Source organism: Streptomyces sp. NPDC003247, assembly GCF_042888135.1.
In the GTDB taxonomy this organism is placed as follows: Bacteria; Actinomycetota; Actinomycetes; order Streptomycetales; family Streptomycetaceae; genus Streptomyces.
Window position 1 is genome coordinate 270724 of sequence record NZ_JBIAPF010000005.1, and the last position, 13718, is coordinate 284441.

Annotated in this window: 7 protein-coding genes; 3 read left to right on the plus strand and 4 right to left on the minus strand. The window is 70.9% G+C overall.

Annotated elements, in window-relative coordinates:
• Positions 1-120: 120 nt before the first annotated feature.
• A complete protein-coding gene (locus tag ACFYWQ_RS18760) occupies positions 121-1113 on the minus strand; it encodes a hydroxyacid dehydrogenase (RefSeq protein WP_389517858.1) in 993 nt (330 codons plus the stop codon).
• 82 nt (positions 1114-1195) lie between these two features.
• On the minus strand, positions 1196-1822 hold the full coding sequence (locus ACFYWQ_RS18765) for a GDSL-type esterase/lipase family protein (RefSeq protein ID WP_389517860.1): 627 nt from the start codon (positions 1820-1822) through the stop codon (positions 1196-1198).
• 707 nt (positions 1823-2529) lie between these two features.
• Here ACFYWQ_RS18765 and ACFYWQ_RS18770 point away from each other — a divergent pair.
• Both ACFYWQ_RS18770 and ACFYWQ_RS18775 read left to right on the plus strand, forming a co-directional pair.
• Positions 2530-5202 (plus strand): Tat pathway signal sequence domain protein, encoded by a 2673-nt coding sequence (locus ACFYWQ_RS18770; RefSeq protein WP_389518323.1) that lies wholly within the window; start codon positions 2530-2532, stop codon positions 5200-5202.
• A gap of 443 nt (positions 5203-5645) precedes the next feature.
• Positions 5646-7538 (plus strand): hypothetical protein, encoded by a 1893-nt coding sequence (locus ACFYWQ_RS18775; protein WP_389517862.1) that lies wholly within the window; start codon positions 5646-5648, stop codon positions 7536-7538.
• A gap of 70 nt (positions 7539-7608) precedes the next feature.
• Here the strand turns inward: ACFYWQ_RS18775 and ACFYWQ_RS18780 are convergent, their stop codons facing one another.
• Positions 7609-9558 carry a DUF1566 domain-containing protein gene (locus ACFYWQ_RS18780; protein ID WP_389517864.1) on the minus strand — a complete coding sequence of 650 codons (1950 nt, stop codon included), beginning with the start codon at positions 9556-9558 and terminating at the stop codon, positions 7609-7611.
• Between the two features lie 150 nt (positions 9559-9708).
• Positions 9709-11706, minus strand: a complete 1998-nt coding sequence (locus ACFYWQ_RS18785; protein WP_389517866.1) for a hypothetical protein — start codon at positions 11704-11706, stop codon at positions 9709-9711.
• Positions 11707-12131: 425 nt separating this feature from the next.
• On the opposite strand from ACFYWQ_RS18785, the gene ACFYWQ_RS18790 reads away from it, so the two are divergent.
• On the plus strand, positions 12132-13706 hold the full coding sequence (locus tag ACFYWQ_RS18790; RefSeq protein ID WP_389517867.1) for a sigma-70 family RNA polymerase sigma factor: 1575 nt from the start codon (positions 12132-12134) through the stop codon (positions 13704-13706).
• The last annotated feature ends 12 nt before the right edge of the window (positions 13707-13718 follow it).

The following is a 13718-nucleotide window of genomic DNA, read 5'->3' on the forward strand; positions in this document are numbered from 1 at the left end:
GAGCCTCCTCGGCTGACGTATGAAGCAGTGGGAAGTTAAAACGGTTTCACAGCTGGGTCAATAGTTTGGACACGGATGCGGTCGTGGAAGGGGAGCGGCCGGCCGCCGGAGGCAGCGGTTCTACGCGCGCAACAGGGCCCCTTCGGCCGTGACGGCGTGCTCGGCGGGGAGGCCCGCCGCGAGCCGCCGGAGCTCGCCGACGGCAAGCCGGCCCAGGGCGCGCCGTTCGCCACTCACCGTCCCCGCCACATGTCCGGTGAGCATGACGTTCGGCAGGGTGTAGAGCGGTGACTCAGGAGCCGGCGGCTCTTCGGCGGTCACGTCGAGGATCGCGAAGAGGTCGGGCCGATCGGCAAGTACCGAGGTCAGTGCCTCCTCGTCGACGATCGCGCCCCGTGCCGTGTTGATGAGGGTCGCCCCGGTCGGCAAGCGGCGCAGCAGATCGGCACCGACCATTTTCTCGGTGCGACCGGGGATCAGCGGCGTGTGCACGCTCAGTACGAGGGAGCGGGCGAAAAGCTCGGTGAGCTCGGTCAGCCGGGTCGCACCGGCCGCCCGGACGGCGTCGTCGCTCTGGTACGGGTCCCAGGTCAGTACCTCGGCGTCCAGCCGGCGCAGTCGCCCGGCCACTTTGCGGGCGACCGAACCGAAGGACACCAGACCGACCGGCCGGTTGTAGATGCCGGGAACCGTTTCCAGGGGAGGCAGCTCATGATGGTCCGTCATGTGCCGGGATCGCCGGTATGTGTCCTTGAGCGCCAGGACCGTCTGCGCATAGACGTATTCGGCCACGGGCTCGTTGTTCGCCTCGGCCGCGGAGATCACGACGATGCCGCGCTGCCAGAGCGATTCGCTCACCAGCTTGCGGACCGATCCGGCGGCGTGCACGACGGTGTGCAGGCGGGGAAGGGCGTCGAGCAGCTCCGCTGTGAGCTGCGGTGCGCCCCAGGAGGTGATGAGCACCTCGACCTCGTCCCGGCGTGGAGCGGTGACCAGGTCCTGACCGTCGCGGCACACGGCGACGACGTCCACGAGCTCGGTCAGTTCCGTCCACACCGAGGGGGCGAACAGCTCCTCGCGCAACTCCGGGGAGAACACGGTCGCGGTCGCCATGCGTCGGGAGGGGGCGGTCGGCGCCGGTTCCGCCGGGGCGCCCCCCACGGAGAACGGCTCTCCGGCGGATGCCGCGGCCCGGCTAGTCAACGCTGACCAGCCGGATCCACGCGGCGGCGAGTTCCGCGTGCCCCGCAGCCGTGAGGTGCACGCCGTCCTCGCTGATCAAGGACGGGTCTCCCGCTTCGCGTGCGGCCTGATTGAGCAGTCCGTCCGCCGCGAGCAGCGCGGCGTCGAACTCGGAGGCCAGCCGTCGAACGACGTGGATGCGGGCGTCGAGGTCCTCACGCCACGACCACTGCTCGTCCCGCACGGGGATGAGGAACGGCTCGACGAGGATGATCCGGGCTCCCGCGTCCTGCGATGCGCGGAGCATCGCGCGGTAGTCGTCCTCGTAGTCCGCGGTGGTGGTGACGACCTGGGAGTCGTAGCGCCGCCAGGTGTCGTTGACGCCCACCATGACGGACAGGAGGTCGGGCTTGAGCGCGACGGCGTCCTCGTGCCAGCGGGACCGCAGTTCGGCGGCGCGGTGCCCGCTGACGCCCCGGTTGAGAATCCGGACGTCCGTACCTCGCGCCGCCAACTCGCGTGCGATCAGGCTGACGTAGCCGTTCCCCAGGCTCCGGTCCTCCTGGAGGTCGCGGCCGGCCGCGGTGATGCTGTCGCCCTGGAAGAGCAGAAGTGCGTCGGTGGATATGTGAACAGGCATGAATCTCCCTGGGGGAAAGTGATGGGGCGAGCATGGCTCGTGATGTGGGCCGTGACCGGTGCTCGGGAAGGGGCTCGGGTGCGCGCCCTCGTTGAGGGATGCGGGTCGGCGGAACGGCCAGGGGCAGTGGGGGAAGGCTGATCGGGATGGACTGAAAACGGTTTACCCGGCAGGCGTTCTGCATTGTGCACGGTGGTCAGGAGGCGCACAACTGTGCCCTGCAACCGTTCGCCGTGTACCGAAGGTGGATGAGCTGTCCGGCGGTTGTGAGCTTGGAGAAGTGTCGGTACGACCTCTGGTCCAGCGGTCCGCAGTGGTGTAAGCATGTGGGCGGCCGGTGACACGGCGGGTCCCTGAGGGACCTGGCACACGCGAAGGGTGGGCGGCACCCGGTTCGCGTGCGGGTGTCGGTCGGCATCCGGCGCGGACCGGCCTGTCCGGAACGGTCCGCTCATCCTCCGAGTGACGTGTGGCGGCGGATGCTTCCCGGCCCGTCGCAGAATCGTTCCGCTCTGCACCGTTCCGCTTTTGCCACGGGCGTAGCCGACCCGCTCGCTCTGTCAGTTCTTCACCTCACCCTTGTCCGAGCGCTGAGCCGCACCCGCGGGGCAAGCGCTTTCTCCTCTCCCGTCAAGGAGCTGAACACCGTGGTTCAGATCAGTCGACGCACCATCCTGGCCTCAGCGGCGGCGACCGGCGCCGCCGCAATGCTGGCGTCGCAGGCCGCGCCGGCCCATGCCGCTCCCGCTGCGGCACCGCAGGCTCTTCCCGACCTCGAGGGCCACGACCCCGTCACCCTTCGGTGGCTGGAGAAGGACGCGCCCGCGGAACTCGCGGCCGGAGTCACCTGGGGCGTGCCGTGGCCGCGCGGGTCCTTCGCGCCGGACCAGGAGTTCGCCCTGACCACCGAGGGCGGCGACCCGGTGGCGGTACAGAGCTGGCCCACCGGGTGGTGGCCGGACGGATCCGTCAAGTGGACCGCCCACGCCGTCGCCGCCGACGTGCCGCGCGCGGACACCTACACGCTGTCGGCCGGATCGGCGCAGGCACCGGCCGCGCCGCTCACCGTCCGCACCACTGGCGGCCAGGTCGTGGTGGACACGGGGGTCGTCCAGGTGGCCTTCGCCCGGTCCGGCAACGAGCTGGTGAAGTCGATCACGCGGGGAGGTGTGGTGATCGCCCGCGGCGGCCGCCTGATCGCCTCCCGCCAGGACAAGCCCAGCAGCGAGGAACCGGCCGGCGTCAAGTCCGAGTCCTTCACCGGCACCGTGGAGTCGGTGCGGGTCGAACACCAGGGACCGGTCCGCGCGGTGATCAAGGTGGAGGGCAAGCACCGCAAGGGGCGCCGGGCCTGGCTGCCCTTCACCGTGCGCTTCTACCTGTACGCGGGTTCCGACGCCATCAGAGTCGTGCACACCTTCGTCTTCGACGGCAACGAGAAGAAGGACTTCATCAACGGCCTCGGTGTCCGCTTCTCCGTGCCGATGCGCGGGGAACTCCACGACCGGCACGTCCGCATCGCGGGCGAGGGCAAGGGCGTGCTCCGAGAAGCGGTCCGCGGCATCAGCGGTCTGCGGCGCGACCCGGGCGCGGCCGTCCGGCAGGCGCAGTACGAGGGCAAGGCCACGCCCGACCCGGCCACCTGGGACCAGCGGGTCACCACTCGGCTGCCGTACATCCCGGCCTTCGGCGACTACAGCCTGCGCCAGCTCAACGCGCACGGCTTCGAGATCCACAAGCGGACCAAGGCCGGCCACGCGTGGATCCGGGTGGACGGGGGCAAGCGCGCCGAGGGCCTGGCCTACATCGGCACCCCCAGCGGCGGACTCGCCTTCGGTATGCGCAACTTCTGGCAGCTGCACCCCACCGAGCTGGAGATCAACGGCGCCGCCGGCGACGAGGCCGAGGCCACCGCGTGGATGTGGTCCCCGCGCGCCGGCTCCATGGACATGCGCTTCTACCACGACGGCATGGGCCAGGACACCTACGCCGAGCAGACCGAGGGCCTGGAGATCACCTACGAGGACTACGAGCCGGAGTGGGGCACGCCCTACGGCATCGCCCGCACCACCGAGCTGACCTTCTGGGCCCTGGACGCCACCCCGACCGCCGAGCGCTTCACCGAACTCGCCGCGGCCAACGCCACCCCGCCGCTGCTCGCCAGCAGTCCCGAACACAACCACGCGGCGGGCGTGTTCGGGTCCTGGACCCCGGTCGACCGTTCCAACGCGGAGAAGGAGGAGCTGGAGGACAAGCTCGCCCTCATGCACAAGTACCACCGGGAACAGGTGGACCAGCGTTCCTGGTACGGCTTCTGGGACTACGGCGACATCATGCACAGCTACGACGGCACCCGGCACACCTGGGCCTACGACATCGGCGGCTACGCCTGGGACAACTCCGAACTCTCCTCGGACCTGTGGCTCTGGTACCACTACCTGCGCACCGGGGACGCCTCCGCCTTCCGCTTCGCCGAGGCGATGACGCGGCACACCGGCGAGGTCGACGTCTACCACCTGGGCAAGTTCAAGGGCTGCGGGACCCGGCACGGCGTCCAGCACTGGGGCGACAGCGCCAAACAGGTCCGCATCAGCAACGCCGGCTACCGCCGCTTCTACTACTTCCTCACCGCCGACGAGCGCGTCGGCGACCTGCTGCACGACCTGGTCGACTCCGACAGCAGCTACGTCCGCTTCGACCCCTGGCGCAAGGTCCGCAGCGACGCCTGGAGCAACGACCCGAAGGCGCTGGACCTCGGAACGACCACCGACTGGGGCGCCCTGGGGCTGGCGTGGCTCACCGAGTGGGAGCGCAACGGCGACGCGATCGCCAGGACCAAGCTGCTCAACGGCGCGAAGTCGATCGCCGCGCTGCCCAACGGATGGGTACAGGGCGGCGACATCACGTACGACTCGACCAACGGCGTGTTCACCGGGCCCACCGAACGCAGTGTCGCGGTCGGGGCCCTCAGCTCGGTCTTCGGCCTGATCGAGCTGATGACCGAGCTGCTCGACCTGGTGGACCTGCCCGAGGTGAAGGCCAAGTGGATCGAGTTCTGCCGGCTCTACAACGGCACCAGAGCCGAGCAGACGGCAACCACCGGCTCCTACTGGGGCTCCCTCAACCTCAAGCAGGCGTACTCCCGCGCGACCGCCTACGCGGCGAACCAGACGGACGACGACACGCTCGCCGCACGGGCCTGGACGGAGCTGCGCACGGGGCACGCCGGCTACCCGGACGCGCACCGCTTCACCACCGAGCGCATCGAGGGGCCCGCGGTGCTCAACGACATCGACGAGGCGCCGCTGTCCGCCAACGCGAGCGCCCAGTTCGGCCTGGCCGCCTTCCAGTGCCTGGCTCTGGTGGGGGAGGCGATCTGACCTGAGACACACTCCGTCGCTCACCGGATGAGTGACGGCACATCAGGCGTCCGGCGCGGCAGCGAGATCCCTTCGCTGCCGCGCTGGACGCCTTCTGCGTGTAAACGTTTGCATCTGCCGATTCGCTTCCTGTGAGTTCTCACCAGTTGCATCCCGAACTATTGACGCGTACCTGACCCGGTGGTTCAGTCGCCATGTAAGCGATTTAACTCTGTGGTCACTTGGCTGACACATCCGTTGCGCAGCCGAACCCGGTACTCGTCATGCCCGACCTCTCCGCACCGGTCGGTGACCGCAGGGCTGTCTGCTCCCCTCCGCGCACCCCACACCGCGCCCGCCGACATCACCGTTCGTGCGGGCCCTCGCGCTCGGGAAGCACCCTTCGGCCGGCGGGCATGCGCAGCCCTTCTCTCCTCGGCACATGGCAACAAGGAGAACCCCACATGCACCACACACGACGACGGCGTGCCCGCCGTCTGACCGTCGCCGCGTCCGCCGCGGCGGCGATGGTCCTCTGTCTGACGCAGCTGGACACCTCACCCGCACCCTCACCCGCACCCGCGACTGCCCCGGTGGCCGCGCAGGCCGCCGCCGCACCCCGGCCCATGGAGAACCTGGGCCGGGGCGTGGTGGCCGTACGCTCCAGCAGCACGGAGGTGCTGGTCAGCTGGCGTCTGCTGGGGCTGGACCCCGAGGACATCGGCTTCAACGTCTACCGCTCCACCGACGGGGGCGAGTACCTCAAGATCAACGACGCGGTCCTCACCGACCGCACCAACTTCGTGGACGGCACGGCCGACCTGACCAAGGCCAACAGATACCGGGTCCGCCCGGTGATCGACGGCGCGGAGCGCGCGGCGAGCGGGTCGTTCATCCTCACCGCCGACCACGCTCAGGAACCCGCGGTGCGGGTGCCCCTGCGCGACGGGGGCGCCGTGAAGTTCGTCTGGGTCGGCGACCTCACCGGCGACGGCATCTACGACTTCGTCATCGACCGCCAGACCTCACCGCAGTCGATCGAGGCGTACCGCGGCGACGGCAAGTTCCTGTGGAGCGCCGACCTCGGGGCCAACAGCGAGAACCAGAACAACATCGAGCCCGGCTCGTCGGCCATCGACGTCGGCAACTGGGACGGCGTGACCGTGTACGACTTCGACAGCGACGGCAGAGCCGAGGTCGCCCTGCGCATCGCCGACGGCGTCACCTTCGGCGACGGCACCCAGTTCACCTACAGCGACGACGAGCACCAGTTCATCGCCATCCTCGACGGCCTGACCGGCGCCGCCCGCGCCACCACCCCGGTGCCCGACGACTACCTGTCCGACGGGCCGATGGGCGCCCGCTTCGGCGTCGCCTACCTCGACGGCGTCACGCCCAGCCTGGTGGCGTTCATGAAGAACCGGCAGGACAGCGGCGACTTCAACTGCATGATCACCGCCTACGAGTTCGACGGTTCCACCGTCACCCGGCAGTGGAAGTGGAAGCGCGGCGAGGGCAACGACGGCACCATGCCGGACGGGCACAACACCCGCGCCATCGACGTCGACGGCAACGGAACCGACGAGATCGCCGAGATCGGCTTCGTCCTCGACGGCGACGGCAGCCTCCGCTACAACCTGGCCGGCCAGGGCATCGTCCACGGCGACCGCTTCGACATCGCCAAGATGGACCCGTCACGCAGCGGACTCCAGGGTTACGGCGTCCAGCAGGACAACGCCAGCGGCCTGCGCGAGTACTACTACGACGCCACCGACGGCACCGTCATCTGGAAGCACAGCGGCGACGACGTCGTCGACGTGGGCCGCGGCATGGCCGCCGACATCGACCCCCGCTACTCGGGCATGGAGGTGTGGTCCTTCTCCGGTGTCTACAACGCCCGGACCGACCAGCTCACCGAATCGGACACGACCCTCGCCCCCTGGCCCCAGCTCGGCCTGTGGTGGGACGGCGACGTGACCCGGGAACTCCTCAACGCCGGCAAGATCGAGAAATGGGACCCGGAGAACCCGTCGTCCAGCTCCAGCCTGCCCCGACTGGTCAGCACCTGGAAGTACGGCGCGGTCAACGCCAGCCAGGGAGTCCAGCCCACCTTCGTCGGCGACATCATCGGCGACTGGCGCGAGGAGGCGGTCTACACGAACGCGGACTACAACGAGCTGATCCTCTTCACCACGGACCAGCCGTCCGACACCCGGCTCTACACGCTCGCCCAGAACCCCGCCTACCGCAACGCGATGACCTTCAAGGGCTACATGCAGTCCCACCACGTCGACTACTACCTCGGCGCCGGCATGTCCGACCCGCCGCAGCCGAACATCACCTACGTCGGCGGATGACGAACCGGGGTGCGGACAGCGGGCGGTGGGCTCAGTCGCCGGGTGTCCGCACCCCTCGGTCGTCAGCGGTTCAGCGCACGCAGCGCACGAGCGCGCCGTCGAGCGAACGGTGGCTGGTGATGCCGTCGTTGTGGCTGAGCCACCACCGCTGGGACCGGTCGGCCGCGTAGACGCTCGCCGACCAGTACACGCCCGTACCGGGGGTGTCCGGGAAGGCGGCCCGGTCGATGGCCGGGGTGACCCGGCCGTCGTCGACGAGGGTGGCGAGTTCCTTGACCGTGGGCAGCCGCCACGCGTGGCCGCCCAGGGTGAGGGCGGAGCAGTACGCGTCGGCCTGCGTCACGGACATCGAGCCCCCGGCGGTCCGCTGCCAGGTCAGCCCCGTGGCGGGATCGGTCACCTGCCCGCCGGAGACGCTGTAGGAGGGGCGCGCGGTCCCGGCGCCGCCGCGGACGCACCGCACCTGGTAGGCCCCCGACTGGTCGGCCGCGTTGCTCGTCAGACCCTCGTAGAAGTTGATGATCCAGGCGCGCAGCGGCGTCTTCTCCACCGCCCAGGGAGTGGAGGTCCAGAAGTACTGGGCCGGTGTGCCGGGGAACGCGGAGGTGTCGATGGCGGGGCCGGAGCGGGTGGTGTCCACCAGGGACATCAGCTCGATCCGGGTGGGCAGGTGCCAGCCGCCGCCGTCCAGGCCCAGGTTCTCGCAGTAGGACCGGGCGTCCTCGAAGGTGTACGCCCGGGGTGCGACGGAGCGCTGCCACGTCAGGCAGGTGACGTCGTCGCGTACGGCCTCGTCGCCGAGGACGGTGTAGCTCGCCCGGTGCGGGCCGCTGCCCGACGCGGCGTCGGGCATCGGCCAGTCGGCCCACCGCGAGGCCAGTCGGCTGCCGCACCCGGCCGAAGCGCCGGTCCCGGCCGCCTCGGTGGCGGCGGGAGCGGTCGTCGCCGTCTTCTTCTCGCCCGGCTCCCCGTCGGCCCCGGACTTCTTCGACTTCTTCGGCGAGGGCGAGGCGGACGGGGAGGCGGATGCACTGGCCGAGGGGGAGGCGCTGACGGTCGCCGACGCGGTGGCCGACGGGACCGTGGCGCCGGCCGCCTTCTGCGCCGGTTCGGCGCGATCGGCCGGCAGACTGGCGTAGGTGACGCCGAGGGCGGCGGCCACGACCGCGGCGGCGAGCCCGAGCACGGGCCGGCGCCGGGAGGGGGGCGCGTGCCGGGCCGCCCGGTGCCGGGCGGCGGGCGGGCCCGGGTCCTCGTCCCGGCACGCCGCGGCCACGGAGTCGGCCAGCGACGCCGGTACCGGCACCAGGGCGTTCTCCACCACCAGCAGCTCCGGCGGGATCTGCTCCGGGGGGAGCGACGCCGAGCAGTCGGCGCACTCCCGGACATGGGCGGCGACGCGCTCGCGCCAGTGGGCGTCGAGCCGTCCGTCCCAGCCCGCGGTGCACCAGGCGAGGTCCCCGCACCGGGAGGCCGCGAGGGCGCCCACGACCTCGCGGGCCCGCTCCAGTTGCCCGAGCATGTCCTGGACGCGGTACTCCACGGCGTCCGGCGTCGAGCCGAGGGCGCTCACCAGGTCGCCGCGCGTCAGCTCGCCCGCCGCCTCCAGCCACCACAGGGACCAGACGATCCCGTGCTCCTCGTCCAGCCAGCGCCCCGCCTGCACGAGCCGGCGGAACGGCGCGGACACGCGCGGGCGCAGGGTGGCAGGGTCCTCGAACTCCATGAGGCATTCCTCCGGGCCGACGGTTCGGGCCGGGGGCTGGACGGCCGCTCGCAGGGAGACGCCCGCGGCCCAGGCCCGCAGACCGCTTTCCGGGCCGGGCCCGGACCGGTCACCGATCACTTCCAGCACGGCCTCCCGTACGACATGGTCCAGGTCCGGCCGTCGGCGCGAGGCCCGCCCCACGACGTTGTAGACCAGCGGCAGCAGGTGCTCGGCCAACGCGGCCCGCGCCCCACGCTCCCCTCGTTGTACGGCGGCGACGAGTCCTTCCTCGCCCATGCCCGCGTTGCTCATCCGTGTGCCCCCTCGTCCTGGTGTCCTGCTCGGTTCGTGTCGTCGCCGGTTCCCGGCCGTCGCCCCGGAGCGCCGCCCCGCCGGGCGGACGCCGCGACCCTGGGGTGCGCGGTGTCCGCCCGGCGGGAGTGCGCGGGCCCGGCGGTGCGGTCAGGAGTCCTCGCGCCGACCGTGCTCGTCGTCGTGCCGGCCGCGACCGTGGCCCCCGTTGCCGTTGCCGCGCGAGGGGCCGGCGCTCGCCGAGGGCGAGGCGGTCTCCTCGTCCGTGTCGCCGACGTAGCTGATGTCCGGGCGCTCCGGCTGCTCCATGCCGCTGCCGAGGTAGTAGTCGACCTCGTGCGACTGCAGGTAGCCCTTGACCGTCATGTCATTGCGGTAGGCCGGGTTCTGCGCCAGCGTGTACAGGCGCGTGTCCGTGGCCTGGTCCGTGGTGAAGATGATCAGCTCGTTGTTGTCGGCGTTGCTGTACACCGCCTCCTCGCGCCAGTCACCGAAGAGGTCGGCGACGAGCGAGGGGTTCTTGGCGCTGCCGAAGCCCTTCGCGCCGTACTTCCAGGTCGTCACGAGCCGGGGCAGGCCGTCGCTGGCGCTCGGCGAGTCGGCGTTCCACTTCTCGATCCGGCCGCCGTTGAGCAGCTCCATGCTGGTGTCGCCGTCCCACCACAGGCCCAGGGACGGCCACGGCGCCTTCGTCGTGTCCTTGACGAGCAGGTCGTCGGAGGCGGCGTTGTACACACCGGAGAACGACCACACCTCCATGCCAGGGGCGCTCGGGTCGATGTCGCCGACCAGGCCGCGGCCGATGTCGGCGACGCCCTCGCCGGTGTGTTTCCAGATCATGGTGCCGTCGGTGGCGTCGTAGTAGTACTCGCGCAGGCCGCTCTCGTTGTCCTGCTGGACACCGTAGCCCTGGAGGCCGGGCCGGTCGGGGTCCAGCTTGCCGATGTAGAACCGGTCACCGTGGACGATGCCCTGGTCGGCCAGGTTGTACCGGACGGTTCCGTCGCCGTTGAGGACGAACCCGATCTCGACGACCTCGTCCTTGCCGTCGCCGTCGACGTCGATGACCCGGGTGTTGTGGCCGTCCGACATCGTGCCGTCGTTGCCCTCGCCGCGCTTCCACTTCCACGAGCGCTCCACTGCGGAACCGTCGAAGGTCCAGGCGGTGATCATGAGGTTGAACTTGCCCCGGCCGACGCGGTTCTTCATGAAGGCGACCAGGGAGGGGGTGTGCCCGTCGAGGTACCCCACGGCGAACCGCGCGTACATCGGCCCGTCGGCGATGTAGTCGTCGGGCACGGCGGCCGTGGCGCGGGGGGCTCCGGTCAGACCGTCGAGCATCGCGATGAACTGGTGGTCGTCGTCCTCGCCCTCGGAGAACACCGAGCCGTCGCCGAAGGTGACACCGTCGGCGATGCGGGCGGCGACCTCCGCCTTCCCGTCCCCGTCGAAGTCGTAGACGGTGACGCCGTCCCAGTTGCCGGTGTCCAGACCGGACGAACCGCCCTCGATGTTGTTGAGGTTGAGACTGTTGTCGCCCATGTCCATGGACCACAGGAAGGTGCCGTCGCTGCGGTACGCCTCGATGGCGCGCGGGGTGGACTGCCGGTCGATGACGTAGTCGTACTCGCCGTCCCCGTCGAGGTCGCCGACCCAGGTGAACTTGATCTCCGCGCCGTCGCGCAGGGGGACGCGGACGACGGGTTCCTGCGCGTGGTCGGCGGTGAGGGTGAAGGGACTGCTCGCGGTCTGCTCGTCCCCGTCGACGACCGGCCGGACCTGGTACCGGTTGTCCGCCGTGAGGTCGGCGGTGGTGTCGGTGAAGTTGGTGCCGCCGGTCAGGACGTCCGGGTTGAGCTTGGTGTAGGTGCCGTCGTCGCCGGTGGACCGGTAGACGTTGAAACCGATCCCCTCGGGGTCGAGGCCCAGCAGACGCCAGGAGACGAGGACGTCGGTGTCGCTGCTGCGCACGGCGACGACGCCGCGGCCGAGCTTCTCCATCGGGCGCGCTGTTGCCGAGGACTGGTCGGTGGACGCGTTGCCCAGGGGGGACAGATCGGTGAGCAGGGCGACGGACGCGACCACGGCGGCCGAGCCCATACCGACGGACCACCAGAGTGCCCTACGACGACGGTGCTTGGGGTGCACGGGGAGTTCTCCTGTTTGTGTCACGCGGGAACGACGCGGCGGAGCGCGTCGTGCCGTCCTCCGCGGAACGCTCGGATCGATGCCTTACGCATGGGAGACCTGACGCCGGCGCCGGCCATCGCAGAAATCTCAGAACTTCTTCCAATGTGACGTGCATCACTCACGGTGGACCGTTCCGGCAGGTCCGCGACGACGGCTTCGCCGGTGTGACCCGAAAGATCTGGCACTCCCCGAGCCGATGTGAGATCTGGACACGGCTCTCGCGCGCCGGCCGGCGGTGGCACACTGTCGCACCGTGACGACGGCTCGGGCCGGCAGCGGGCAGGGCGCTGCCCAAGTCACATCACACAAGACGACATGAGGGGACGGTGGCGCGCGTGCGCTCGCGCGATGCTGGGCGACTTGCGGACACGGACGTGGCCCGGGTGACGGCTGCCGCGAACGGTGACCAGCGAGCTGTGGAGAGGCTGGTGGCCGACTACCTGCCGCTCGTCTACAACATCGTGGGGCGGGCGATGGACGGCCATCCCGATGTCGACGACGTCGTGCAGGAGACGATGCTCCGCGCCGTGCGCGGTCTGCCCGCGCTGCGCGATCCGGACCGGTTCCGTTCCTGGTTGGTCGCCATCGCCCTCCGGCAGGTGCGTGACTGGTGGAAAGACCGGCAGAGCGGTCCGCGGACCGGCCTGCCCGAGGACGCCGTCGCGCGGGCCGACCCGCAGGCGGACTTCGCCGACCTCACGATCCTCCGGCTCGACCTGACCGGCCAGCGCCGTGAGGCGGTGGAGGCGACGCGCTGGCTGGAGGAGACCGATCGGGAGACCCTCTCGCTGTGGTGGATGGAGGCCGCCGGACAACTGAACCGCAGTGACTGGGCGGAGGGCGGCGGGCTCAGTCTCCAGCAGGCCGCCGTACGGGTGCAGCGCGTCAAGGAACGGCTGGAGGCGGCCCGCGCCGTGGTGCGCGCCCTGGCGACCACGCCTCGTTGTCCCGAGCTGACACGCACCCTCTCCACCTGGGACGGCCGCCCGGGTTCCCTGTGGCGCAAACGCCTGAGCCGCCACGTCCGTGACTGCCCGGGCTGCGCCGGCACCCGTGGCGCCCTCGTTCCCGCCGAGGGGCTGCTGGGCGGTCTGGCGCTCGTCCCGCTGCCCCTCGGGGTGGGTGCCGCCCTCATCATGAAAGGCGTTGCGGGAGCGAAGGGCGGTGGGGTCGTGGTCGCTGCCGCCACCGGCTCGGGCCACGGCCCCGGCGCGGGCGGCGCGGTGCGTGCGGCCAAGGCGGCGGGCCGGCTCACGCAGGGGCCCGTCATGGTGGCGGCCTCGGGGGCGGCGGTGGTGCTGGCCGGGGCCGGGCTCTGGTACGGGCTCGCCGACCCCGGCACGCCCTCCGGCGCCTCCCGGGCGGAACACCACGCGGCGGCCTCGCCGACCGCGTCCGCCACCCCGTCGGCGTCCGCCCCGTCGCCGTCCCCGCCGACCAGGCCCTCGGCCTCTTCCTCGGCCTCCCCGACCTCGACGTCGTCCGCGCCCACCGGCGCGTCGGCGTCGGCCACCCCCACCGGACTGCTCGGCCCCCACGCCCTGGAGGCGGCCACACGGCCCGGCTTCTACATGGGTGTGCGGGACGGGCGCGTGGTGCTGCTGGAGGCGGCGGACGGAGTGTCGCTCACCGACCAGCGGCTGACCTTCACGGTCGTCCCCGGCCTGATGGGCAGCGGCTGCTACTCCTTCCGGTATTCCGACGGTTCCTACCTGCGCCACGCGGGGGAGGAAGGGACGGTCGAGGTGGGGTCCGACGACGGCAGCGTCGTCTTCCGCGCCGACGCCACCTACTGTGTCCGCGACGGTTCGGAGGAAGGTTCCAAGGCCCTGTTCGCCTTCAACAGCCCCTTCTCCTATCTGCGCTACCGCGACGACGACAAGGTGTGGCTCGACCCGGAGGAGGGGGCCGACGGCGCGTACGCGGACAGCAGGTCGTTCCGGTTCGTGAATCCTTGAGCACCTGCTGCC